Below are 25,761 nucleotides of genomic sequence, written 5' to 3' on the forward strand. Positions count from 1 at the left end.
CCTTCATTTAATAATCTATGTAGTAATTCTGACAATTCTTCTACTGACTTAAACAGTCGATGTGCTATATATTCTTTCGCTGAATGCCAGACCAATTCAATCAAATTATAATCGGGGCTGTAAGGTGGTAAAAATTCTCAAATAATATGAGGCATTTCGGCTGATATTTGGCTCAGAATATCTTTCTTTTTATGAAAACTAGCATTGTCTAAAATAATTACAATCTTCATTCCAGATTCGGCAAATTTTTCAGCTTGATTACCCAGTTCTCTCCATTCTTGAACTATCGAATCATTTAAGGCATTAATTTGCTCGTAAAAGGTATTCGAGTCTCCTCTTTTTATCACAAAATTTAACCTTTTTTTGTCATGATATCTCAACCCACCCATAATATTTACTCTGCCTCTTTTCCTTTGACCTGTGATTTTTTTGCGACTGCCTTTTTTACCCCAACTTTTTCTTCTTATCACTCGTAAACTGAATCCACTTTCATCCCAAAACCATACCTGTAAAAGCTCTGGTGTTTCTTTTGTTATTCTTAAATACTCAGATAGCTTCTGTTTAAATACTTCTCTTTCAATGGGATTTTGTTTGTCTTCTAAACTATATTTAGCCCAAATATAAACGTATTTCTTTTTATGTAGTATTCTGGATATTTGGGAACTACTCAATTTAATTCCTGTGACTTTTTCTAAATATGTTGCTAGTCGGGCTGCTGTCCATCTCCCAAATTCATATCCATATTCTTCCGGCTCTTTGTCGATTGTATCTATCAATATTTTTTCATACTCTGGAGTGACTTTGCGAAAATTTCCTGGGCTTCTTTTATCTAAAAAACTATCCAAATTATCAGGGTCGCCATGAACTGACCAATAAGCTACTGTTGTGTAAGCAATCTCCATAAATTCACTAATTTCTTGATAAGTTTTTCCGTCATTTATTAGCAATAAAATTAGAACTTTTTCCCTCACATAATTATTCTCAGACTCTTTTAGTATTTTAATGAGTCTCTGTTTTTGATTTTGAGATAGATGATTTTTGGCTGGCATACACTATAACTAATCATTGCTTATTTTTTTATATTATACAATCTAGCTGCGTCTCAGCTTAGTTGCTGATAGGTGTTCTTTAGTTAAATAGCTTTTTGAACCTGGATATTTTAACTTTCATCCGGGAATTAGCCCGGCTAAATATTTTCAGTGATTTTGTGCAAAAAAAAATGTTTAAACTTCTAATCGTTTTTGTATTTTTCGATAATTCAATGCTTTTAATCTAAGCTTAATAGCCTGGGTTCTATTCCAGAAAATAATATTCTATTAGGGAAAATAAAATATTGCAACTCTTCTAATTGTGCCTCTATCCTATCGTTTTTTTGCTCAGACTCGCGACTGCGGGCGCGATCGGGCGCCCGCAGCTTCCGTGTTCTATCCCCTGCAGTCGCGAGTCTGAGCGCCCGCTACTGGCACTAACTACTTCTATACCCCCTTTTTTTCTTGAATTTGAACTGACCACTTTTCTTTTATTTACACAAAGCATTCAGACGCGCTATAGGAGTGATTGTTAGCAAACCCCACTCCTACAAGATACTATTGTTTTTTGCAATGACCTACTTGCTAAAGCAATTACAAGAGTATCTACCGGAATGGCAACTTTCTGAAACCTTACCCAAATGGGATATGACGATTATCCCTATTTGACTGGTACTTTATTTCTCCGCAACTCCTTTCTATCCGTTAACCACAGAGCCACCATTGGGATGCAAAATTTGACCCGTCATGTAAGACGAATCTTTTGAAGCTAAAAACACGTAACTGGGGGCAACTTCATCGGGTTGACCGGGGCGTCCCAAGGGCGTGTCTGCACCAAATTTTTCAACTTTTTCTTCAGGGAAAGTTGCAGGAATTAGAGGCGTCCAAATCGGGCCGGGAGCTACTCCGTTGACGCGAATTTTTTTCTCAGCTAGACTTTGAGACAAAGAGCGGGTAAAAGCAACAATTGCTCCTTTTGTTGAGGAGTAATCTAGCAATTGTTGGTTGCCTTTGTAAGCGGTGACAGAGGTAGTGTTGATAATTGCACTTCCTTCTTTTAGGTGTTTTAGAGCGGCTTTTGTGAGGTAAAACATTGAAAAAATGTTGGTGCGGAAGGTGCGCTCTAATTGTTCGGCGGTGATGTCTTCAATGCTTTCTTGGGGATGCTGTTCGGCGGCATTATTGACGAGGATGTCGAGATGGCCAAATTCTTTAACTGTTTGTTCTACAAGATTTTGGCAGACGCTTTCATCGCCGATGTCGCCGGCGATCGCAATACAGCGGCGGCCTTGTTGTTCGATCGCCTCTTTGGTCTTGTTAGCATCTTCCTCTTCGTTGAGATAGCTGATGACCACGTTAGCCCCTTCCTTCGCAAAAGCGATCGCCACAGCACGCCCGATACCGCTGTCTCCGCCGGTAATTAAGGCTATTTTGTCCCGCAATTTGTCGCTACCGCGATATCCCTCGGCGAAGGATTGAGGTTGTGGAGTCATTTGGGATTCAACACCCGGTTGCTGTTCTTGATGTTGAGCCGGATTGGTTTGTTGTTGAGTTGGCATAAAATATTCCTCTATGTTCTACCTCTATAAATAAAGGTTTTCTTGGGGCAGGGAATCATTCTTTTTGCCGATCGCGCTCTACGACTAAAGACAGTAATTAAAGAGATAAATAAACCCTTCTTCCGAACCCATGATTGTGGCGGGCTGGTTTATATAAATTGTGAGTTTTCCTCAAAGATTGTCGGTAAAACCCGTCCCTAGGAGCATCGGGATATATTTGTTGTAGAGGCGGGTTTCACGAAAAATATTTCCGGTAATTAAAGAAATCGATAAACCCGCCCCGGGAGCCTCTAATTATTGTCAAAACAGCAAAAAGCACGCCAAAACATCATTTGACGTGCAGTTTAAACAAGCTAGTTACTAATTGCTGAGTCTCAAACTAGAGACTCTACTTAAGATTAAAGCAGTGAATTCGCAGAAGTCTTAGGAGGAGCGACGAACAAGGATTCATCGTCGGAATTCAGAGCTTTTAAAGAGTAGTCAATCAGAAAATTTACCGACTCTTGGAACTGGTTGGAGTCAAAAACCTCAGGCGCAGCACCACTCCCCTCTTTTACAACGATCCCGCTGTAATCCTTACTGACTGGTTGAGCGTCTAAGCCGCCGCGGTTATTGAGATCATCATCGTCGAGGCTAGAAGCAGTTACCATAGCCGGAGCCCCAGTAGCCAAAGCCCCAGTTAGCACATCATAATCGATGCTAGAAGCACTGACGGTTGGTGTAGCTGTTGGTGTCGGTACCACCACAGTAGGCGTAGTATTAGGGCCCGGCACGTCAAAGCTAACCGGGTTGGGCCCAGTTCTGATCGGGAAATTGTTGGGAACACCCGGAGTATCGAAGACTTCCAAAACCGAGTAGCTGGCTGGAGACAAATTATTAAACCGAGCAATCCCAGCAGCATCAGTTCTCACCAGCGGTTCTGTTGCAGCATCATAGCGGCCGTTGCCGTTCAAATCCAAAGTGAAGGGCACATCGGCAAGGGGCGGTTCGCTTCCGTCTTTTACACCGTTGCGGTTGTCATCTCGGAATTTAGGAACCAAGAGGTCATAGCGGCGAGAGTTACCGACCAAAGCGCAAGTAAAGGTTTGATTCGCACCGAGAACAACATCTACTGGTTGAGTCGTTTGGAAGTAACCAGGAGGCGTTACTTCTCGAATGCTGTAAGTGCCGGGGCGCAAATTGTTGAATGCAAAGACACCAAACTGATTGGTAGTAGTAGTCGGTTCATTTGCTTGCAACTGACCGTCACTATTACTATCGATAAAAATGGTGACACCAGGAATAGCTGGTTCATTCCCATCTCGATAACCGTTCAGGTTGAAGTCTTCAAACTTACACCCGGTGATGTTGCTGCTGGGTGTGTTGGCAAAGGTAACGTTGGCGTCCTGAAGATTGAGAGTAACATCGACGCGATCGGCAGTAGAAGCCGAGAAATTCGGCGGTACAACTTCTCTGACGACATAGTTGCCTACTGACAAGTTGGTAAAGGCGGCTCTTCCCTGGTCATTTGTCCTGAGTTGCTGTTCTCCAGTGTCGGGAGTCCCATTATTGTTGGTGTCGAGGAATACGGTGACACCGTTAATTGGCACTTCACCCTGAGTTGGTTCGTAGCGACCGTTGGCATTCAAATCATTGTATTTGAAGACATTGATGTTGGGTAGAGTGTTGCCCACACCGGCATTACTGCCAACACCCTGAGTAGCTCCAACTGGAGAAAAGGTAAGTGATGGTTGGGGGTTGGGCGCTGGTAAAGTTGTAACTGGCGCTGCAAAAATCGGCCGCTCACCAGTGGTCGCGATCGATCTTTCACCTGTTTGTTGAACGCCGTCGCGGTTGGTGTCTACGAATCTAGGGTCGTTTGGTTTCAGCGTGTAGGTTGAGTCTGCTACTAGCAGCGGTTGCTCTTTGCTGATCGTACCCTGGAATCGCGCCTGAGGCCCTGGTGCGGAAACCAGAGCGGGGTTTCCAGTTGTTGATACTGGAGCATTGAGGTTTCCTGGGGCACCGCCACCTACTTCTGCAGGCAGTACACCTGGAAAAATTTCCAACACTCTGTAATTGCCAGCTCGCAGATCCTTGAAGGTAACTACTCCGTTCGCATCTGTGATCGCTATCGGTTCGGAGCCTGCTCCATCCCAGCGACCGTTCGCGTTCACATCTAAAATAAACGGTACTCGGGCAATGGGGGGTTCCAAGACTCCATTAACAACATTTCGCGAGCCGTTGCGGTCTATGTCTCGAAATTTGTTAACTTCAATTTGATAGAGCGGAGTATCGCCAACTTGAGCGCAGGCAAATGTTTGACCTGCTGCTACCGTCACGTCCAGTACCGGAACGTTGCCGGGAGGAGTGCTTTGGGGAAAATCTTGTGTTTCTAAGGGTTCTGCGTCCGTAGCATTAACTTCTAGTCCGGTAACAGAATTAATCTGTCGTCTGATCCGTTCTTCCCGAATCTTGTAGGTTCCGGGTGCTACGTTGAACGACCATGCACCATTTTTGTCTGTTAAGGTGTTGGCTTCCCCTGCATCGCGTTGACCGTTGCCATTTGAATCAATATAGATCCTGACATTTTTAATGCCCGGTTCATTTCCATCTCGGAAGCCGTCGGCATCTATGTCTAGGTATTTGCATCCAACGATTCGGCTGCCTGTAACTGCGGTGTTGCCAAAGAAAACGTTAGCATTTCTGTTGCCGACAGTGACCGCGAGGGGGTTGGGAGTGGTAGCACGGAAACCGGCAGGTATTGCGGTTTCCGTGAGTACGTAGTTGCCAGGGATAAGATTTATGAATGAGAACGCGCCGTTAGCGTCCGTCGTGGTTGAGACTTCGCCAGTACCAGCATCCAATACACCGTTGGTGCTTGTTGCTGATTCGAGGAGGATGGGGATATCCCGAAGACCCGGTTCATTTGGCTGTCTGACGCCATCTGCGTTCAGGTCATTGAACTTGATTCCTAAAATTGCCGGGCCAGCATTCCCAACCACAACAGGCTGTAGTTGCAGGGCAATGCGCTCTAGCTCTTCGTTAGTTTTAGTTAAATCTGTCATGATTTCTCTCCTTCACACCTAAATCCACGTAAATTACAGACTACTGTATGGGTTGTAAGTTGCTGAGTAGTTTTTACTAATAGCTGACAACCGCTACTCGATTTTACATACGTCTGCACTTGAGGTAATGTTCCCATCTCACACAACAATGCCTCAAGCTTTGTCGCTGGCAAGTATATCAGGTTTTGAAGAACCCTGGCAATTTGAGGGCAACATCTTCAAGATTTGCACGCCTTCTCTGTCCGTACATACTTGCTGTTTCGAGCTTTAAAAAGCCTAAGACTGATTTCTCCCCCCTGATATCAAGTCCGGCTGCATCGTTCTTGTTTGTCCTGGGAGATCTGTGCTTGGCAATCCCAGAGGATGCCATCGCCAAGCACAGATCTCCCAAGATCGATCGAGCTACCGGACTTGATATGACTTGCTTTGCCTGGAAATACGCCGATCGGGGTTGGGGGAATTGCCTGATAGTTTCTCACTCACAGAGATGCTACTGCCTCTGAATATTGCACCCAATATACAAGCCAGTTTCGGAGTTGCCGGAACTTAGGCTTGAGTGTTGGAGGTTGCCAACAATAGGGTATCACGCGATCGCCCTTTAACCTCTTCGTTATTTTTATCTGCGGTTTGGGATTCCGGGCGATCGAGCTTTGTGTCACCCTACATCACCGGGAAATCTCTCACACCCATCGGCACAACCGAGTGAGCGATCGCCGAATTAATTAATTCATTTCCCTTGACAATTTGGTTGATTTCTGCATTCAGATTCAGACCGACATTCTGTTGCTCAATGTTAGGAATATTGCCTAAATTCGCAAAAGATCCATCACTCCAAAAATCACTAATTCGATAAATATCACGACCCTGGCTCGAAAGCAAGCTATCCGCCCCAATATTGCCCGCAGGTTCGCCCGCGTAGTTGCTGGCATCCGTCCGCGAATCCCGATTCAAGGATTTAGCCGACCTATCCTCAGTATCTCCCGTCAGCAAATCTCCCGTCACCAAATCAATGCTGCTGGCCCGAATCTCTGCCGAGACAACAACCACCGCAGGCGGGGTCGTTTGAATGAAACCGGGCGGCTGGACTTCCCTGACAACATAACTACCTACCGGAACGTTGCGGAAACTGTAATTGCCTTGAACGTCGCTTAAGGTACTCGCTTCACCCGGATCTAAACTGCTGTTGTTGTTGAGGTCGATGTAAATTTGAGTGTTGGCGATCGGCGGTTCCCCGGGATCTAGGCGGCCGTTGGCGTTAAAATCGTTAAATTTCACACCGCTGATCGTGCCCGTTACCAACACGTTGCCAAAGCTGAGATTAGTGGCATTTGTGCCGTTGCCCACGGCGATCGGAGTCGGATTTGGCGTGGTTTGTCGAAAACCGGGCTGCGGGACTTCCCTGACCACATAGGTCCCTTGAGGCAAATTGATAAAAGAGAAATTACCTTGGGGGTTTGTTAAAGTCGAAGGTTCGTTGGGGTCTCGGCCGCCGTTGTTGTTGAAATCAAGGTAAATCGGCCAGTTGGCAACTCTCGGTTCCGTCGGTTCGTTGATACCGTTAGCGTTGAGGTCGTTGAACTTGAAGCCGCTGATGCTGCCGGTGGGAAAATTGTTGCCGAAATTGACGCCGACAGCGTTGGTATTGCCCATGATGTCGATCGGGCCTGGGTTTGGCGTAGTCTGTATCCATCCCGGTTGCTGGACTTCCCTCACCAAATACCGGCCCGGAGAAACATTCGCAAAAGTGTAGTTGCCTTGCGGGTTTGTGATAGTGTTGGGTTCGCCCGGGTCAACGCTGCCGTTGCCGTTGAGGTCGATGTAAATTTGCCAGTTGGTCAGAGGTGGGTCTGTCGCGTCTCGGACGCTGTTGGCATTGAGGTCGTTGAACTTGAAGCCGCTGATGCTGCCGACAAAAAAGACATTGCCAAAATTGATGTTGTTGACAGTGGCGTTGGAACTAACATTAACCGGGCCGGGGTCAGGCGTGGTTTGGCGAAAACCCGGTTGCTGGACTTCTCTCACCAAATATGTATCTGCGGGAATATTGACAAAAGCGTAATTGCCCTGAGGGTTTGTCAAAGTAACTGGTTCGCCGCCGTCGAGCCTGTTGTTGCGGTTGAGGTCGAGGTAAATTTGCCAGTTAGCTAGCCCTTGTTCCCCGGGATCTCGGAGGGTGTTGCTGTTGATGTCGTTGAATTTTGTGCCTGCGATCGTCCCTGCGTTAAAGTTGTTGCCAAAATTGATATTGCCAGCGTTTGTGCCGCTGGTAATCGTGATGGGTGCTGGATTTGGGGTAGTTTGGCGAAAGTTCGGCTGCTGGACTTCCCTAACTTGGTAAGTTCCCGGCGGCAGGTTGGCGAAGATGTAGTTGCCTTGCGGGTTTGTGAGGGTGGAAGGTTCGTTAAACTCTGGCTGGCTGTTGTTGTTGAGGTCGAGGTAGATTTGCCAGTTGGGAATTGGGACTTCTCCGGGATCGGGGCGACCGTTGGCGTTAAGGTCGTTGTATTTGGTGCCGCTGATGCTGCCGACTTGGAAGTTCCCGATGTTGACGTTGCCGATGTCTATTTGGCGGGCGGTTCTGGTGGGATTGCTGCTGGATTCGGACATGGTGTTGCTGGGGCCCAAGGAACGCGGTTCAATGTTTTCTGTAGGGCAATCTAGCAGTTTTTTTGCCAATTGCAGCTATTTGAGAGGGATAAATTTTTTTTAGGAAAAGGAAGGGCAGGAAATCAGAAATGCCCAATGCCCAATGCCCAATGCCCCATGCCCAATTTGCAATGCCCAATTCGCAATGCCCAACTTCCCAATTTTTTCCAGATTTGATGTACGATCGCTACCAGTTTTGCAGAGGTCGAATTCCCAATGTCCCAAAACTTGACAGCAAGCTGGAATGACGCCCGCGAGGTTCCGAGTTGGCTCGGAGGCTGGAGTTTGTGCGGTTTATTGGTAATGGGATCGATCGCCTCTACTCCTGTTGCAGCACAGCTACCTACCTCCGAACAGAGTAACAGCAACAGCCCGATCGCTCAAACAGGTGCGATCGTCCGCCCCGCAATCAAATTGGGCAGCCGCGGATCGGAAGTGATCGAACTCCAAGCTGCTCTTAAATTGTTGGGCTTTTACGCTGACACTGTAGACGGGGTTTTCTCGCAAAGCACGGCTAGAGCTGTATCTGAGTTCCAAGAAGCAGCAGGCATCGCTCCAGACGCAATAGTCGGTCAAGATACTTGGAACCGGCTGTTTCCTGCGGCTCCGAGCGCGATCGTCGAAAACCCGATAGCCAACGATCCTGTAACTGCCGACAACTCAGAGATTAGTCCCGAAGCACAGCCAACCAATTTTCCAGTTTTGAGAAGACGAATGCGGGGGCCGGCAGTCAGAGATTTGCAAGAGCGGCTGCGGGCCAAGGGATTTTTGCGCGCGAGTGCTGACGGCGTGTTTGGCCCGGAAACTCAAGCTGCTGTCAAGGCTGCTCAGCGACAATATCAACTGCCAGCAGACGGCATTGTCGGCCGCGCAACTTGGGAAGCTCTGCTGCGTTGACAGCAAGCCAATAGTGCCGGCTATGCACGTTGCGCGAGCGGACGATCGTACAAATTGTTAATAATCGCTTTTGGAAGTATTTCTGCACGTCAAAAAGTGTCAAGTTTGGTAAACAAAGTATTCTCATGCGCGCAGTTGGTGTTAACTTAAAAACATGAGGGGCAAAACCAAGAAGCACAAAAACTTGGATAAAAAATTTGGAATTAGAGTATTTGTCCCGCTCGGCTCTAGTTCGCAGGCAACGCCTGAACCGTGTAGCTTATTAGCAAAGAAAGGTTGATATTGCGATCGGGATTTGTTAAATAGCTTGAGGCTATTGTATGAATCAAAATTTGCGATCGCACAGTCAAACACAGAAGTCTGAATAGACTCCGCTGATAGCTAGCTCGTCCGCAGAGTAGTTGCCAAAAAGTCCACCTTAGTTGTAGTTTGCTGAAACTCAGCAGAGCTAAAAACCCACTTGAATCAACTTAATTTACAAACTTTTTAGGGTCTGGCATCCGATATGCTAGGCCCTAAAATTTTGTTGTTGGTTATTGGTTATTGATTATTGGTTATTGGTTATTTGCGCTCGGTTATTGGTTAACAGTGCGAGCTTCTAGCTCGCACTTCACAATCATTATCGGTGATTAGCCGGAAAGGATATTCCCAATGCCCAATGCCCAATGCCCAATGCCCAATGCCCAATTTCCAATAACTATTTAATGTCCTCAATTCGAGCATTCAAACCGTTAGCGGTGAGCATTTGTAGCAATTCCTCAGCTTTTTCGCGTTCCCGAAAAGCACCGGCTTGCATCACCGGTCGTCCGCTGGAAAAAGAGCGAAAAGCACCGGGAACGAGAGATTTCATTTTTTGTCGATCGCCAGAAGTGTTGGTATCCACCACAACTCGATACCGCAAACCCAAAGCAGACGGTCGATCGAATGACGGCGAATTCTCCCGGGAATCGGGCAAAGAATTCCCCCCTAAAGCAGCAGGTACATAGCCGCCGCTTCCGAGAGGAATGTTGCGGCCCGGAACCGGCAATCTACCCTCGGAAGAAACCGAACTCGAACTATCAAAATTGGGAGGAATAATTGGTTGCTGTACCGAAATTTCCGAAACCGATCGAGTATTCGGATCGGGCACGGGAATTGCGATCGCCCCTGGCACTACCGCTGAAGCAGCGGCAGTCCTCCCAGAAAGCTCTTGCCGCAACTGGGCGCTTCGCGGTGCGGGTCGATTTTGCACCGGTCGCCTGGAAACGGGCGCAGGTTGCGAAATTGGCGCTCTTTCAACTCTGGGACTTAGCCGCCCGGGAGTGTAAGCAGGGAGAGAAGTGTCTGGGCCGCCGATGCTGGGAGGTCGATCGGCCCTTAGCTCAAAAGCACTTCCCCCAATTGGCGCAGGAGGGCTAAAAGTTCCCGCCACATCAACCGATCCCGTCGTCCGGCTGCTCGACAATTGATTGCCGTAAGCTGGGATTACTTGACCTTTGGCCGCATTGTTTACATCGTACTGACCGTTGTTGCGAATGACATTCCCCCCCGGTTCGGTCGCAGTTCCCAAATCCGGCAGAGATCTGGCGATCGCCACAATTCCGTCCCGCCGATTACTCTCGATATAATTGTTGCGCAGCACCGGTCTAGCATCAGCTTGCACCACCACGCCGTCCTTATTGCGAGTAATTTTGTTGCCGATCAGCAGAGGCGAAGCGTTCTGCGCTACATTCACCCCAAATCCCGTGTTTTCAAACACATTATCTCGAACTTCCGGCTGGGAACTTCCAAAAATCGTGATGCCGTTAGCTCCATTTTTCGAGAAAACATTCCCGCCAATCGTCGGCCTGGAAGTACCGACTACCGAAATTCCGTCGTGAGTGCTGCCAGAAAAAGTATTGTTGACAACCGTCGGAGAACTCGATTCGATCCACAAAGCGTAACCGCGAGAGTTGGTATTCGTCACCGTCACCCCGCTGAGTCCCGCCCCGTCTGCGCCTAAAATCGCAATATTTTGACCCGCCGAAGTCGGACTGATAAAGTATCCTCCGCCTTTGATGACAATATTCTGACCGCGAGTGTTGGGATTTCCCTGAACTGTCACCCTAGGCCTGAGCATTAATGGAAATTTTTCGCCGGTTTGCTCGCTGTAAGTACCGGGCGCTAGCAAAATCGCTGTTTTGGGCGGGGCCACGCTTAAGGCGTAGGTAAGGGTTTTGAACGGAGCTCGATCGCTGCCGTTGCCCCCTGTGTCGCTGCCCCCGGTCGAACTGACGTACAGTATGTTAATGTCGCTCTGCAGGGTCTGAGAAAGTAGCTGCACTCCCGGTACTCCGGCAGCGATCACTGACGGTTGAGGGCTGCAAAAGGCGGTCATCGCAAAGACGAGCAGAAGGCAAGAACTCAGACAAGATTTTTGCGATCGATTTTCTGTGCACCAAGTCTGTTGTGAGTAAATCAGCATAAAAAAACGCAACTTATCTGTGAGTCGAGTTTCGCCTCCGGTGTTTCGTGTCGGGTTTTTGCGATCGAAGTTTAAATACGCCCGCCTGTTTGGGTTGTTCTCCCTTAATCTTTGGTGTTGTTCTGCTAACCTCACGGCTCTCCTCCCAAGTGTGGTATGCAGCTTAACGATTTCACTCTCATCAAGTTTGATCTATTATGCTTCGTTTTTCTCAAATTCAATAAAACTTAAAAATTTGTCTAAATTAAATCGGTTGAAGTAAAAATTAGGCCGATCGCTTTGCTACGATCTTGACCAAGAATTTCTTGATGGTACCCGCCACGTGATTTATCCGTGGAATCAATCGAAAGCATCTCAAATCTAAAATCCTCAAGCCCCCGAATTTATCCGTGGGGTCAATCCAAAATCCAAAATCTAAAATCTAAAATCGAATGACGGCGTGGGAGAATATAGCGGTTTGACTGGTAGGATTAATTATAATTAGGGTGGTTCTGAATGACCGACAAACAAAACAGAACTTTACCGGCACAGCCAGCACTCTGCCGGATCTTAGATGCAAATTTAGATCGATCGCGCGAAGGGTTGAGAATTATTGAAGAATGGTGCAGGTTTGGTCTCAACAACGCCGATTTAGCAGGCGAGTGCAAGCAACTGCGTCAAGAATTGGCTGCTTGGCACGTCGCAGAATTGCGAAGTGCTAGGGATACGCCGGCCGATCCGGGTACGGAGTTGACTCACCCGCAGGAAGAGCAGCGTTCAAGCATTCAGCAGCTACTTGAGGCTAATTTCTGTCGGGTGGAAGAAGCTCTGCGGGTACTCGAAGAGTATGGCAAAATTTACGATCGGAATATGGGCGCGGCTTTTAAGCAGATGCGCTATCGGGTTTATACTCTCGAAAGCAATTTGCTGGCTTACCGGCGCTACCAGCAGTTACTTCGATCGCAGTTATACCTCGTAACTTCGCCGAGAGACAACTTGATGGGAGTTGTGGAAGCTGCTTTGCAAGGCGGACTGACTTTGGTGCAGTACCGCGACAAAAGCTCAGACGACGGGGTAAAGCTGGCCAACGCGCGCCAGCTTTGCGAACTCTGTCACCGCTACGATGCTTTGCTGATTGTGAACGATCGCGTGGATTTTGCGATCGCAGCGGATGCCGACGGCGTACACTTAGGACAGGGAGATTTGCCTGTGGCGGAAGCGCGCAAGTTGCTCGGCCCGGGACGGATCATCGGTCGTTCTACTACGAATGGCGAGGAAATGCAGCGAGCTATTGAAGAGGGAGCCGACTACATTGGAGTTGGGCCTGTTTATTCCACTCCTACTAAACCTGATAAACAGGCGGCGGGTTTGGACTATGTGCGGTATGCTGCTGATAAGTCGCCGATTCCGTGGTTTGCGATCGGCGGAATTGATATCAACAACCTCGATGAAGTATTGAATGCCGGAGCTCAAAGGGTTGCCGCAGTACGGGCGATTATGGAAGCAGAACAGCCTACTTTAGTCACGCAGTTTTTCATCTCGCAGTTGATTCGGATGCAGAATTTGAAAGCTCAGAAAGCTTTGCAGGGGAAAACCTAGTAACCGAGGACACGGCAATGCCGTTTCCCTACCCGGATATAATTGTAGGGAAACGGCACTGCCGTGTCCTGACTGTGGGTAATATTAATACCGATGCCACCGGATTTGATATAACAAATAACTAATAACTAATAACTAATGATAAATCAAATTGCGCTGCAAGTGAACGGAGAAACCCGCAATTGTGCGATCGACACACCGTTACCAGAATTACTAAAACAATTGGGATTAAACCCGCGCTTGGTGGCTGTGGAGTACAACGGGGAAATTCTGCACAAACAATTTTGGGAAGCTACACAGATGCAAGAGGGCGACATCTTAGAAGTTGTCACAATTGTCGGAGGAGGTTAGCCAAAAATTGGTGACAAATTAAACCTTAAATTGTCACCAATTGGTAGAACCTAGGAATGTCACTTGCAGTCAAGTCTAGATCCCCCTAAATCCCCCTTAATAAGGGGGACTTTGAGAAAAATATTGTACACCTAAATCCCGTTAATTAACAGGGACTTTGAGAAAAATCTTGTCCCCCCCTTAATAAGGGGGGCTAGGGGGGATCGAGACTTTGAGACAAACAAAAGAGACTTAAAGAACGCCGCAAAATATCGCAATTAAACTGCTACAGGTTCAGCCACTGGTGCTGCTACAACAGGATAAATGCTGACTTTCTTGCGAGTTTTGCCTTTTCTTTCAAAAGTCACCACACCGTCAATCATGGCAAACAGAGTATCATCTCTGCCGATACCAACATTATTACCGGGGTGAACTTTAGTGCCGCGTTGGCGGATCAAAATGTTGCCAGCTTTGACAACTTGACCGCCGTATTTTTTGACACCCAGACGCTGAGAATTAGAATCGCGTCCGTTACGTGTACTGCCTGTACCTTTCTTGTGGGCCATAATATCCTCAACTGTATTTACTATGTTTTATTCTGAATCAGTTTCGGCGGTTTGGGGAGTTTCAACAACTGCTGCAGTTAAGTCTCTGGCGGCTAAGACTGTACCGTTGACGCTAATCGAGTCAATCATAAAGCGAGTTGTTTCTTGACGGTGCCCTTTTTTCTTCCGAGTTTTCTTTTTCGGCTTCATCTTGTAGACGAGGACTTTGCGGCCCCGGAAATGCCGCAGAACCGTTCCTTCTACACTGGCATTTTCTAGTAGAGGCTGGCCGATATGAACCTCGCCTTCGTGCTGGATCAGAAATACTTTGTCTATGGTGACTTTGGATTCAGCTTCAACGTGAAGCAGTTCGATGTCGTAGAAGCGGCCTGGTTCTACCCGAAATTGTTTGCCGCCGGTTTCAATGATTGCGTAAGTCATGGGATGGTTGTTGAGATTGCCGTACAGGTAGCTGATGAGTCATTGGTCATTGGTCGTTGTGGACTTTTGACGGAGGACTGCTCTCCAGCTTTTGGAATGTCTTAACCTGATCCGAGCCGGATTTAGACAGACAATCTACTATTATTGCGGGTTATTGTAGTTTTGTCAAGATAAAAGGCACTTAATCTTTTCTAGTTGTTAGTTTGAGAACAGATTTGTGGCGACGAACTACGGAATGCTTACAGAGTTAAATGTAGATTTTCTCAGCTTCTCTCTTCTGAAACAGGGCAGGTAAAAATGGCAAATCGCATCGGGAAATTCTTCAATACTGATATCAAAGAACTGTTTTCCGCCGAAGCAGCGGAGGGAATCGGAGAAGCTGGGAAAACAGCCGCCGAATTGGCAAAAATGTTCAAAGAACAAGGGCTGGACAATAGCAACTTGCTGCTAGAGGTTTTGAACTCTCCCTTAGCTCAAGTTGTGGGAACTGGATTGCCATTTATCGGGATTGCGGCGAAAATGCTGGCCTTTTTTATCGAAAAAACTCAACAGCAGCCGACTTTAGCTGAGTGCATTTTTCTAGTCAGTCAGGCGGCTTATCTGGAAAGTTTTAAGGATTTTCTTGAACAAGACGATAGTCTGTTAAATCGCATCGGGCAAACTCCGGTTTCCGATAAAGTCAAGCAGTTGCTTAAAAAATTGGCAGATTTAGAAATTAGTGATAAAGCAGCCAAAGAAACTGTTATTTGCTTCCGCGATTCGATATTAGCTAAGGAATTCAACCTAGTGCTGTCACAGCGGCTGCAACAAGCCGGACTAAATGCCGATGAAGCTCAAATTTTGACAAAGAGAGTTGCTGCTAATACTCACCGCTATTTGATCCAAGCTTGGGCAGTTTCCGGCGATGCCATGAAACATCTTGGACAGCCTTCTATCAGCGAATGGCGGGAGGAACAGGAGAAATATCAAAGCATTGATAACTACCTGCAAAAACAGATTGCCTCTCTACCGTTAGAACCCGTATTTGAAGAAAATTTTTCATTCAAGGATATCTACGTGCCTCTGAAGGCAAAGCCCATTGATAAAAATGGCAAGCTCATAAATGATGCAGAAGCTTTTGATTTAGAAACTTGGGCAAAGCAATTGCTTGAGGATGAAAATAAACAAAATCGGGTAATGTTTGTCGAAGCTGGGCCCGGACGCGGTAAGAGCGTTTCTTGTCGGATGTTGGCTGATTGGGTGCGGCAACATTTGCATCCAATTTGGACGCCCGTGTTAATTCGACTGCGAGATATTCCCACATTGCAAAAGAGCTTTCGAGAAACGCTGAAAAATGCAGTTAATGCGAGTTTTGCTAGCGATGACGGCTGGTTGATGGATCGAAACACGCGATATTTGTTTTTCTTGGATGGCTTTGACGAGTTGCTGATGGAAGGGAGAAAAAGCGGCGGTTTAGAGCAATTTCTCAAGCAAGTAGGGCAATTTCAGCGGGACTGCGATCAGAATTCGGAAATGGGACATCGGGTTTTGATTACTGGCAGAACTTTAGCTTTGCAAGGGATTGAAAGGCAAATGCCAGATAACTTGGATCGAGTCGAAATTCAGATAATGGATGACGGACTACAGCAACAGTGGTTGAGCAAGTGGGAAGCCCAATTTGGGGCGGAAAAAACCTCTGCTTTTCAGCATTTTTTGCAAGATGAATGCTGTCCAGAGAATGTAAAATCAGAACTGTCGCGAGAGCCACTCTTGCTTTATCTGTTAGCGGCGATGCACCGGGACAAAATCTTGAAAGTTGAGGATTTTCAAGGAACTAACAGCACTCAAGCAAAAATTTTGATTTACAACCAAGCTGTGAATTGGGTACTCACTGAACAGCGGTCTAAATTGCTCAATCGCAATTTGACCGAACTGGAAACAGAGGATTTGCGGCGCATCCTTACAGAAGCAGGGTTGTGCGTGGTGCAGTCGGGAGGGGAATGCACTCCTGTAGCGATGATTGAGAAACGATTGACAGAAGACAACTCGGTTAAAGCCTTACTTGAAAAAGCACAAATACCGATTGGCGACAATCCTCTAAGAAATGCTTTGGCGGTTTTTTATCTTCAGCAAGGCAGTAAAGAAGGTTCTGTGGAGTTTGTACACAAGAGTTTTGGTGAATTTCTGTGTGCGGAACGATTGAAACAAAGTCTGGAAGAGTGGACAGAACCAGGAAAGAAACGTATAAAATTTAATACTCAAGACTCTCAGATGCACTGGGAGATTTATGATTTGTTGGGTTATGGGCCGCTGACGGAAGAAATTGTGGAATATTTAATGGGGTTGTTAACAACTCCGGCTGGTTCAGGGGAAGAAAGTCTGTTTCGCCCTGTGGAATTATTCCAGCGTCTGGAAGATTTTTATCTGCGGTGGTGCGAGGGGGAATTTATTGATGCGCCGCCGGAAAATTTGCCTCAGAAGAAGATGCGCCTACTGCGAGATCAATTGAAAACCCAAGATTTGGGACAGCGACAAATAGATGTTTACGCTGGTTTGAATGTGATGATTTTGCTGTTGGAGTTGCACCGTTACGGTCAGCAGAGAGATGAATTGAAAGACAAAATGGTGTTTTATCCTTGTGGGAAACCTAATGCTGAAGGTAGACTTGACGATGCAAGTCGGTTGTTGCGTCTCATCGGTTATAGCTGTTGTGTTGGGAATTTTGGCTTTCGCCAAACAGTTGGGAGATTCCTCAGTGGTGCAAACCTCAGCGGCGCAAACCTCAGTGGCGCAAACCTCAGCGGTGCGAACCTCAGCGGTGCACAGCTCAGCCGCGCAGACCTTAGCACCACATACTTTACCATCGCAAACCTCAACGGCGCAAACCTCAACGGCGCATACCTCAGCGGCGCATACCTCAACGGCGCAAACCTCAGCGGTGCAGAGATCAGCGGCGCATACCTCAGAGGCGCATACCTCAGTCGCACAAACCTCAGCGGCACAAACCTCAGCCGCGCAGATCTCAGCCGCGCAGACCTCATGGGCGCAAACCTCAGTGGCGCAAACCTCAGCGATGCAGACCTCATGGGCGCAAACCTCAGCTACGCAAACCTCAGCTACGCAAACCTCAGCTACGCAAAGCTCTTCGGCGCAAACCTCAACGATCGCACTATTGGAGATATCCAATGGGATGAAAACACAAAGTGGGAGAATGTTCGAGGTTTGGATACAGCCGTTAATGTTCCAGAAGAGTTAAGGCGACAGCTAGGAATGCAGTAGAAACATTTTTCCAGGCTTGGCGTATCATTTTTATGAACAGGCTTTCCGGCCTGTTCCACAAAGACAGAATTTTCTGGTGGGGTGGGCCCGAGAGTCCGCGCCCGAAAGGCTTATTGACATACGAAGATCGATCGACCTTATTCTCTCCAAAAGGTCGATCGAACGGGATTCAAGCAGTCGCAGAACATTTGCGCGATCGTAACAATTCCAAAGCTTGCTGTTTCACCCGACCTTCCATCACCTCTTTTTGCAAATTAATAAAAGCCTCAAAATCTTCTAAACCGTACTTAGTCATCTGCAACTGCTGTCGCAACTGTTCTTCGGCCTCAACCGTTAAGTAACCTGTTGCCAAAGCTTTTCGGACAATTTTACTGATTAAAGTCATAGTAGCTTCACCCTGAATACACCTACGTTAAAACACTGAAGTTTTGTCACCCGACTAACTCAGCTTTTAGTTTGTTTCATAATTAGCCTTAAAATAGGTTAAATCTACCTTAAGATCTATGTAAATAAAGTTATTTTTGATACATAGATGAACCTGTAGCGATTTTAAATGTAGAGTCCCATTAAATTGATCTATTTAGTTTTTGCCCGACCACATTATTCTTCAAATACGTTAAATCTACCTTAAGGCATAATTTAAACATAACGATTTGTGACCTTGCAAAGTGTATCGATTTTAAATGTAGAGTGCGCTTAAATTGGTATATTTAGTTTCTGTCTAACAACAGGCGCCATTCTCTCACAGCAAAAGGAGGAACCAGCAATTCTGTTTCTTTTTGGTTTTTCACGGGGAAATTCAACCGCAAAGGTCGATTACTGTCCAATTGTGAAATTATTGATTTGAAATCGTATTCTCCGACATTAATCGGCAAATCAGACTCGTTCCAAATATCTTTTGCTGTGCCAATTTCCCGCTTTCCCGCCGCAACTTTCATCGCTACAGGGTGCTGCACTTCTATTCCGGGAAATCCTACTAATCTCAGATTTAAAGACTTTACTACTCCCGACTTTACTCGTTTGTACAAAACAACTTGCCACGCTTTGTCATCTGTATCGCGCAGGCTTTGTACGGAGCGGAACATTACTGTCTCAGCAGTTTCTGGATATTTGTGAATCGAAGCCAAAGCGGGCGGGTTAACCGCTAAGATTAGATAAAAGCACAAGCTAATAATAGTTAAAGTTCTCCGCCAACTATAAGGTTTTTTCAACTTCCAATACCTCCAATAATTTACAGTTTTAGCAAAAAATAGAAAAAAAACAGGTTTGTCTTGAGATTATTAAGGGATGAACAATAAAAGACAAGAAGCAGGCAGGTTTTGTATCAACATTATTCGTCGATGACCAAGTTACGCGCTAAACCTGCCCTACATTATACCTCGGCTTGGTTTCGTGAAGTTAAGCGCTAAACCTGGTCTTACAATGTACATAGTCTGCTTTATTTCCAATCGGTTTCGGCTTGGGATAGCACGTAAGCTGAAACATCGATAATTTGTTGTTCAGATAAACGATCTTTGTAAGCGGGCATAATACCTTTGCCGTTGGTTACTAAGTTGGAAATGTTGGCGATGGAATCCATGCCGTATTTTTTTAATGCTTTTTGTTTCAAGTTTTTGCCGCGCCTGATAATGTTGCTACCGTTGATGTGACAGCCTGCACAGTTGGCGCTGAAGACTTCGGCTGCGGTTGCGGGATTTGTAGCTGTATCTGCGAGGGCGATTTGGGAATTAGTGGCGATTTCTACAAATGCCAGTGTCAGTATCAATAGAAAGGCGGTGAGAAATTTTTTTAAGTTCTTTAGCGAAATCATCTATTTGCAATCTGAAAAATAGTGCTGGATTTAATGATATCACTAAATACGCATTCTGGGTTAATTCAGCGATTCATTCTTCCCAATCAAATGTGCGGGAAACTGCTTTTTTCCAAAAGCGATATTTTTGCTCGCGAAGTGCGATCGGCATTTTCGGTTCCCAAGTAAAATCCACCGCCCAATTGTCCCGCAATTCGGCTAGCTGACTCCAAAAACCTACCGCCAAACCCGCCGCATAAGCCGCGCCGAGTGCAGTAGTTTCTGCTACCACAGGCCGCACCACAGGCACTCCCAAAACATCGCTCTGAAACTGCATAAGCGTGTGATTTCCCACCATTCCTCCCTCTACTTTTAGAGACAAAAGCTGCACAGCAGAATCCTGATTCATCGCATCCAATACTTCCCGAGTTTGCCACGCTGTAGCTTCCAATACTGCGCGGGCAATGTGTGCCTTAGTCGCGTAGCGAGTTAAACCTGCAATTACTCCCCGGGCGCTGTCTTTCCAATAGGGCGCGTAGAGTCCAGAAAAGGCCGGGACAACGTAAACTCCGCCGCTATCTTCGACTGTATTTGCTAATGTTTCTACTTCCGCAGATGTGTTGATGATGCCCAAATTGTCCCGCAGCCACTGCACTAAAGCTCCGGCGATCGCAATACTGCCTTCCAAAGCATACACAGCGGGCGATTCCCCCATTTTGTAGGCGACTGTTGTCAGCAATCCTTGCTTTGAAGGGACGATCGCCTCACCAGTATTCAGCAGCATAAAACAGCCCGTACCGTAAGTATTTTTCGCCTCCCCGGGACTAAAACAAGTTTGCCCGACCAGGGCGGCTTGCTGATCGCCCAAAGCAGCAGCAATTGGAACACCTGCAAGCAATCCTTTTGCAGTTCCAAAAACTTGACTCGAAGGGCGAATTTCTGGCAGCATCTGGCGGGGAATTGCCATTATTTCCAAAGTTTCGGCATCCCAATCGAGGGTTTGCAAATCCATCAGCATCGTGCGGCTGGCGTTGGTAACATCGGTAATGTGCGCGCCGCCAGTCAGGTGCCAAATCAGAAAAGTATCGACATTGCCAAAAATCGCATCCCCTTGATTTGCAGCTTCCCGCAATCCTGAAATATTGTCCAACATCCACCTAATTTTTGGCCCGCTGAAATAAGTTGCCAGCGGCAAACCGCATCGTTTTTGAAATCGATTTTTGCCCTCAACTTCAGCTAATTTTTCGCAAATTTGGTGAGTGCGGGTATCTTGCCAAACAATCGCATTGCCGTAAGGTTTGCCGGTGTTTCTGTCCCAAACAATTGCAGTTTCGCGCTGGTTAGTAATACCGAGGGCAGCAATATCTTTGGGGTCGATATTGCCGATTTCGAGAACATTTTTAATCACGCTTTGGGTGCGCTGCCAAATTTCATCGGGATTGTGTTCCACCCATCCCGGTTGCGGATAGATTTGCTGGTGTTCTTGTTGGTTGCTGCAAATTATCTGTCCCCGGCGATCGAATACGATAAACCGGGTGCTGGTAGTTCCTTGGTCGATCGCTGCTACGTATTTTTTTGTCAATTGTCTAAAACCTTTTTAGTAATGAGCTATTTAACGTATATGATACTATGTAAAACACAAGCTCATCTCAAAAACTTTAGTTGAGGGAACTCCACAAGTTGAAACTGGCAGATTTGCTGAGGCTCGATCGCACAATTAAGGTTATTGGCTTTGACGACGCTCCGTTTTCTCGTACAAGCGGCAGTCTGGTGTCGATCGCGGGCATAGTCTGCGGGGGAACGCGATTTGAAGGAATGGTGTGGGGACAAGTCCTCCCAGACGGATTAGATGCCACGGATGCTATTTCTGGGCTACTCCTCGGAGGCAAATTTCTGCCGCAATTGCATCTGGTTTTGCTAGACGGAATTGCTTTCGGAGGCTTCAATATTATTGATCTTCCCGAGTTAGCATCGCGGCTGCAAATTCCTTGCGTTGCTGTCATGCGCCGCCAACCAGATTTAGCTGCTGTTGAAAAAGCCCTCCGCCATTTACCCGACTCGGAATACCGTTTAGAATTGTTGCGTCGCGCTGGTAAAATCCACGCTTTTGAACCTTTCTTTTTTCAAGTCTGTGGCGAAAAGCCGGAAGTAATTGCACTGGTACTCCAGCGTTTGACAGACACTGGGAAAGTTCCTGAAGCTTTGCGTTTAGCTCATTTGATTGGTGCGGCGGTCATTACTGGAGTTAGTGGAAGTTCTGCTTGAATTATTGTTAAGAACGGGCAAGATGCCCGTTCCACACAGACTAAATTTTCTTCTGGGTGGGCCGGAGATCCTGTTAACAACGGGCAAGATGCCCGTTCCACAAAGAGTAAATGTTCTTGTGGGGTGGGCCGAATATCCCGCCCATGAAAGACTTATTGACAATGGTGCAATATCTCAGTTTCTACTCTCTTACTTACACAATTTCGCCGTCAATTTCACCGAATTCGATTTGAGTTCCCAATGCCAAAGTCAGGGTACTTTCAGGTTCTACCATTTTTATATCGCCTTGAATGTCTGTAGCCCACCAAGCGCGATCGCACAAATTTATCAATCCTAACGAAAGCTCGTTTCTCGATCGAGAATTGACTATAGCGACAACACCGTTAGATGCTGCGGCTGTTAAACTCGGTATGTCAGAGGTGAATAGTTGAGTTCCCGCACTCAGAGGAATCACTCGACTGCCTAATTTCAGAGAAAATTGGCTGCTGGTAAAAGAATTTACTGCAGGCTGAGCTGATATAAAGGTAGGCGGAATATTTGTTGGTGTTGGGGCTGGCAAGTCAGAGTTTCCTACTGTAATTGTACAGTTGCCGATTTTCTTTTGGTCGCCCGATCGCAAATAACTCACCGCCCCGCTATCAACATTCTCGCACACAATTTGACCCGCTTCCAATTGAAACCGCATTGCCAAAGGCGAAACATTAGGAATACAGATAATAGACAAATTTTCATCGCTGCCAAAAGTTACCGGTTCCGAACCCAGAGTGAGAGTGCGATTTGCTCCGGTATCGTAACTAATTACCAGCCAAGCTTTGTTGAACAAAGTTTCGGCTACAACCAACATGATTCCAATCCAAAAACCGATCGCAGCACAGCCAGCTAAACGGCCCGCAGTACCGGATAAATTGTAAGCAAACAGAATAAACAAACAGCCGCCCAACACACCCCCAACACCGCCGCCTCCCGTGCCGCGAAGCGCTCCCAAATTAGGAATCCGCTGTGCAAGTCCCAGTCCTAACAAACTGCCAGCTATTCCCCAGCAAATTACTCGCAATAATTCGTTGTTGCCATCGCCAATCCCGCTGTAAATGCCTTCGGCGATCGCCCCAGCAATCGCTCCTGCTATTAAACCAAACAATCCACCATTTTTTAAAGCTTGTTTTATTTGAGGCTTGCCTTTTACATAGTAATAATAGCCGAACATAATAGCAGTAGCAATCCCACCGCCTACCAATCCAAACCAGCGAGTTGTAGACAATACACTCTCAAAAAAAGATTCCGAACCAGTGATCCCCTGCATGAAAGGTTCGGTGATGAGATTGCCGGCGAAACCGCCGACAGCACCGCTAATCCCAAACTGCAAAGCTTTTTTAAGGGCTGATAGATTTCTTTTCACGGCACACCAGATTAAAAGTGAGTGTCAAATCTAGCTACAAGCTCGAAAGTTAAGATTTCCGATGATTCTGATATCTTGCACCACGATCGAGAACAGGCCCGACGGCCTGTTGCACAAAGAAAGAGTGAGTTTTCTTGTGGGCCGTTGCTCTTCTAGCCCGCCCGTCCAAGACTTATTGAGAATTAGTGCAAGATGTGAGACGATCGCACATCTCCCCCCTGTCTCCTGCCTGTCTCCCTTCTCTTCCTCTCAGGGCCAAGCCTGGGAGCCTCGCGCCGTCGCCCGCCACCCATCCCTCGCGAGGCATCGAGCGCCTGGAACCCTTGCTGCCAGATAATTATAGCGACTTTTAAATCGGTGAAATTTTAACTTAGAAGACCCAAGCGAGGGCCCAAATATGAAAAGGAATGTTACAAACTATTACAGTAACACTCAGAATGTGAACATAATGCCTCAAAATACTTGCGAGAGGTAGTTGTGTCAGAGAAGCAATATCCTTACTAACTGCCGGACAGTCACTCGATCGCCACTAAGTGGCCTGCTGCAATCTCGATCGTAAATTAAAGATCGCATCAGTCATTTGTGGTATTGTAAGCGACAGGCTTAGTGCGAGCACTCACAACCGCACCGGCGTGAAGAACCAGCGCCGTTAAGCACCGAAGGCAGTCACCCGCCAACAACTTCAACAGTTGCTGACTGTGGAAAGTCCAGCCTTCCCCGTCAAAGCTCCTGCCTGAGCAGGAAAGATACGGGACGCAAGTGCCCGCCTTCGCTAGCTCAGCGCAGAGCAGTTCATATAGCAAAATATCCAGCGGGTACACACAAGATGAGTATCGTCACCAAATCAATCGTCAACGCAGACGCCGAAGCTCGCTACTTGAGCCCAGGTGAATTAGATCGGATCAAGAGCTTTGTCACCTCTGGTGAACGCCGCGTCCGCATCGCCCAAATTTTGAGCGAATCTCGCGAACGCATCGTCAAGCAAGCAGGCGACCAACTTTTCCAAAAGCGCCCTGATATTGTTTCTCCCGGCGGCAACGCTTACGGCGAAGAAATGACCGCAACTTGCTTGCGCGACATGGACTACTACCTGCGTTTGATTACCTACGGAATCGTAGCTGGCGACATTACTCCGATCGAAGAAATCGGTATTGTCGGCGTCCGCGAAATGTACAAATCTCTCGGCACCCCGATTGAAGCCGTCGCCGAAGGCGTTCGCGCTATGAAAAATGCAGCAAGTTCGCTGCTGTCTGGAGAAGATGCTTCCGAAGCTTCCTCTTACTTCGACTACGTTATCGGTGCGATGCAGTAAGGAATTTCGATTTTAGGTTTTCGATTTTAGATTGAAAAAGTGGGGGTTGCCGGCAACAAGTTAAAAGCTTTTGCAAATAACCAGCCAGTTAAAAATCTCAAATCCCAAATCCCAAATTCCAAATTCTAGCTCCAAAATTGGACTGACTCAGCCACTTTCAAGGAAACAAGACAACCATGCAAGACGCAATTACCGCCGTTATCAATTCCTCTGACGTTCAAGGTAAGTACCTCGACATCAGCGCTCTAGACAAGCTCAAGAACTACTTTGCTTCTGGCGAACTGCGCGTCCGCGCCGCTACAGCCATCAGCGCCAATGCAGCCACAATCGTCAAAGAAGCAGTTGCTAAGTCTCTGTTGTACTCTGACGTAACTCGTCCCGGCGGCAATATGTACACCACTCGTCGTTATGCAGCTTGCATCCGCGACTTGGACTACTACCTGCGCTATGCCACCTACGCCATGCTAGCTGGCGACCCTTCCATCCTCGATGAGCGCGTGCTCAACGGTTTGAAAGAAACCTACAACTCCTTGGGCGTGCCCATCGGTTCTACCGTACAAGCAATCCAAGCAATGAAAGAAGTCACCGCTGGTTTGGTCGGTTCTGACGCTGGTAAAGAAATGGGCGTCTATTTCGACTACATCTGCTCTGGCTTGAGCTAAGACTCAGGAAGAAGGAAGAAGAAAGAAGGAAGAAAGAAGAAGAAATAACACTTATTTCTTGCCTCTTTTAACTTTTAACTTTGGACTTGTTACCTTTGGCTTTGAAAAGAGGTCAGGGAAGTTGAGAGTGATTGCTAGACCGTCAAAGGCTTGTCGAGAAAGCCCGACGAGTTTTAACGAGCTAGTTTTGACTCCTAACTCCCTGCCTTCAATCTTTAAAAAATCCATCTAATAATCTGTAAACCTACTCAGGAGTTAGTTTCCCATGAGAATGTTTAAGGTGACTGCTTGCGTCCCCAGTCAAACTCGCATCCGCACTCAGCGCGAATTGCAAAATACCTATTTTACTAAGCTCGTTCCTTACGACAACTGGTTCCGGGAACAGCAAAGAATTATGAAAATGGGCGGCAGAATTATTAAAGTGCAACTGGCTACCGGTAAGCCCGGAGCTAATACGGGCCTGCTTTAAGAGCCGAAGCTGGATTAGTAGAGGGGTAAGAGGTCGCTATGACCTCTTTTTTGTTGTTATAGCAGAAGAAAGAACGTCCAGCGTTGTTAATTTAAT

19 protein-coding genes and 1 pseudogene are annotated in these 25,761 nt (G+C 46.9%); 8 read left to right on the plus strand and 12 right to left on the minus strand.

Annotated elements, in window-relative coordinates; genetic code table 11:
- The 4 genes and pseudogenes from QUA78_RS17835 to QUA78_RS17850 form a co-directional block, all read right to left on the minus strand.
- Positions 1-1,049: pseudogene (locus QUA78_RS17835) on the minus strand (IS630 family transposase); the annotation flags it as partial.
- A 677-nt stretch (positions 1,050-1,726) separates the two neighbouring features.
- Positions 1,727-2,587 (minus strand): SDR family oxidoreductase, encoded by an 861-nt coding sequence (locus tag QUA78_RS17840; RefSeq protein ID WP_333305844.1) that lies wholly within the window; start codon positions 2,585-2,587, stop codon positions 1,727-1,729.
- Positions 2,588-2,985: 398 nt separating this feature from the next.
- The gene (locus QUA78_RS17845; RefSeq protein ID WP_333305842.1) at positions 2,986-5,634 is read right to left on the minus strand and encodes an SdrD B-like domain-containing protein; all 2,649 of its coding nucleotides are present in this window, start codon (positions 5,632-5,634) and stop codon (positions 2,986-2,988) included.
- 660 nt (positions 5,635-6,294) lie between these two features.
- Entirely contained in the window at positions 6,295-8,310 is a 2,016-nt protein-coding gene (locus tag QUA78_RS17850) for an SdrD B-like domain-containing protein (RefSeq protein ID WP_333305840.1), read from the minus strand.
- A gap of 186 nt (positions 8,311-8,496) precedes the next feature.
- On the opposite strand from QUA78_RS17850, the gene QUA78_RS17855 reads away from it, so the two are divergent.
- Positions 8,497-9,177 (plus strand): peptidoglycan-binding protein, encoded by a 681-nt coding sequence (locus QUA78_RS17855; protein ID WP_333305838.1) that lies wholly within the window; start codon positions 8,497-8,499, stop codon positions 9,175-9,177.
- A 697-nt stretch (positions 9,178-9,874) separates the two neighbouring features.
- Here the strand turns inward: QUA78_RS17855 and QUA78_RS17860 are convergent.
- Complete coding sequence (locus tag QUA78_RS17860) at positions 9,875-11,755, minus strand: DUF1565 domain-containing protein (protein ID WP_333398945.1); 1,881 nt, start codon at positions 11,753-11,755, stop codon at positions 9,875-9,877.
- A 360-nt stretch (positions 11,756-12,115) separates the two neighbouring features.
- Here QUA78_RS17860 and QUA78_RS17865 point away from each other — a divergent pair, with 360 nt between their 5' ends.
- Both QUA78_RS17865 and thiS read left to right on the plus strand, forming a co-directional pair.
- Complete coding sequence (locus tag QUA78_RS17865; protein ID WP_333398946.1) at positions 12,116-13,198, plus strand: thiamine phosphate synthase; 1,083 nt, start codon at positions 12,116-12,118, stop codon at positions 13,196-13,198.
- A gap of 138 nt (positions 13,199-13,336) precedes the next feature.
- Positions 13,337-13,549, plus strand: a complete 213-nt coding sequence (gene thiS, locus QUA78_RS17870; protein WP_333398947.1) for a sulfur carrier protein ThiS — start codon at positions 13,337-13,339, stop codon at positions 13,547-13,549.
- 257 nt (positions 13,550-13,806) lie between these two features.
- On the opposite strand, the gene rpmA is transcribed toward thiS, so the two are convergent.
- Both rpmA and rplU read right to left on the minus strand, forming a co-directional pair.
- Positions 13,807-14,094 (minus strand): 50S ribosomal protein L27, encoded by a 288-nt coding sequence (rpmA, locus tag QUA78_RS17875; protein WP_333031965.1) that lies wholly within the window; start codon positions 14,092-14,094, stop codon positions 13,807-13,809.
- Between the two features lie 27 nt (positions 14,095-14,121).
- On the minus strand, positions 14,122-14,514 hold the full coding sequence (gene rplU, locus QUA78_RS17880; protein WP_333398948.1) for a 50S ribosomal protein L21: 393 nt from the start codon (positions 14,512-14,514) through the stop codon (positions 14,122-14,124).
- Between the two features lie 297 nt (positions 14,515-14,811).
- On the opposite strand from rplU, the gene QUA78_RS17885 reads away from it, so the two are divergent.
- The gene (locus QUA78_RS17885) at positions 14,812-17,772 is read left to right on the plus strand and encodes a pentapeptide repeat-containing protein (protein ID WP_333302087.1); all 2,961 of its coding nucleotides are present in this window, start codon (positions 14,812-14,814) and stop codon (positions 17,770-17,772) included.
- 169 nt (positions 17,773-17,941) lie between these two features.
- Here the strand turns inward: QUA78_RS17885 and QUA78_RS17890 are convergent, their stop codons facing one another.
- The 4 genes from QUA78_RS17890 to glpK form a co-directional block, all read right to left on the minus strand.
- A complete protein-coding gene (locus tag QUA78_RS17890; protein ID WP_015176895.1) occupies positions 17,942-18,157 on the minus strand; it encodes a hypothetical protein in 216 nt (71 codons plus the stop codon).
- 325 nt (positions 18,158-18,482) lie between these two features.
- Positions 18,483-18,983 carry a DUF3122 domain-containing protein gene (locus tag QUA78_RS17895; RefSeq protein WP_333302088.1) on the minus strand — a complete coding sequence of 167 codons (501 nt, stop codon included), beginning with the start codon at positions 18,981-18,983 and terminating at the stop codon, positions 18,483-18,485.
- A gap of 227 nt (positions 18,984-19,210) precedes the next feature.
- A complete protein-coding gene (locus tag QUA78_RS17900) occupies positions 19,211-19,582 on the minus strand; it encodes a c-type cytochrome (RefSeq protein WP_333302089.1) in 372 nt (123 codons plus the stop codon).
- 73 nt (positions 19,583-19,655) lie between these two features.
- The gene (glpK, locus tag QUA78_RS17905; RefSeq protein WP_333302090.1) at positions 19,656-21,143 is read right to left on the minus strand and encodes a glycerol kinase GlpK; all 1,488 of its coding nucleotides are present in this window, start codon (positions 21,141-21,143) and stop codon (positions 19,656-19,658) included.
- A 98-nt stretch (positions 21,144-21,241) separates the two neighbouring features.
- On the opposite strand from glpK, the gene QUA78_RS17910 reads away from it, so the two are divergent.
- Entirely contained in the window at positions 21,242-21,826 is a 585-nt protein-coding gene (locus tag QUA78_RS17910; protein WP_333302091.1) for an endonuclease dU, read from the plus strand.
- Positions 21,827-22,019: 193 nt separating this feature from the next.
- Here the strand turns inward: QUA78_RS17910 and QUA78_RS17915 are convergent, their stop codons facing one another.
- Positions 22,020-23,222: a hypothetical protein gene (locus tag QUA78_RS17915; RefSeq protein WP_333302092.1), complete on the minus strand. Its 1,203-nt coding sequence runs from the start codon at positions 23,220-23,222 to the stop codon at positions 22,020-22,022.
- A gap of 826 nt (positions 23,223-24,048) precedes the next feature.
- On the opposite strand from QUA78_RS17915, the gene apcA reads away from it, so the two are divergent.
- The 3 genes from apcA to QUA78_RS17930 all read left to right on the plus strand — a co-directional run bounded on the left by apcA (position 24,049) and on the right by QUA78_RS17930 (position 25,665).
- Complete coding sequence (gene apcA, locus QUA78_RS17920; protein WP_333036136.1) at positions 24,049-24,534, plus strand: allophycocyanin subunit alpha; 486 nt, start codon at positions 24,049-24,051, stop codon at positions 24,532-24,534.
- A gap of 176 nt (positions 24,535-24,710) precedes the next feature.
- Positions 24,711-25,196 carry an allophycocyanin subunit beta gene (gene apcB, locus QUA78_RS17925; RefSeq protein WP_006634930.1) on the plus strand — a complete coding sequence of 162 codons (486 nt, stop codon included), beginning with the start codon at positions 24,711-24,713 and terminating at the stop codon, positions 25,194-25,196.
- Positions 25,197-25,461: 265 nt separating this feature from the next.
- Positions 25,462-25,665: a phycobilisome linker polypeptide gene (locus QUA78_RS17930; protein WP_006634929.1), complete on the plus strand. Its 204-nt coding sequence runs from the start codon at positions 25,462-25,464 to the stop codon at positions 25,663-25,665.
- Positions 25,666-25,761 lie beyond the last annotated feature (96 nt).

The organism is Microcoleus sp. K4-B3 (assembly GCF_036704615.1).
GTDB lineage: Bacteria > Cyanobacteriota > Cyanobacteriia > Cyanobacteriales > Microcoleaceae > Microcoleus.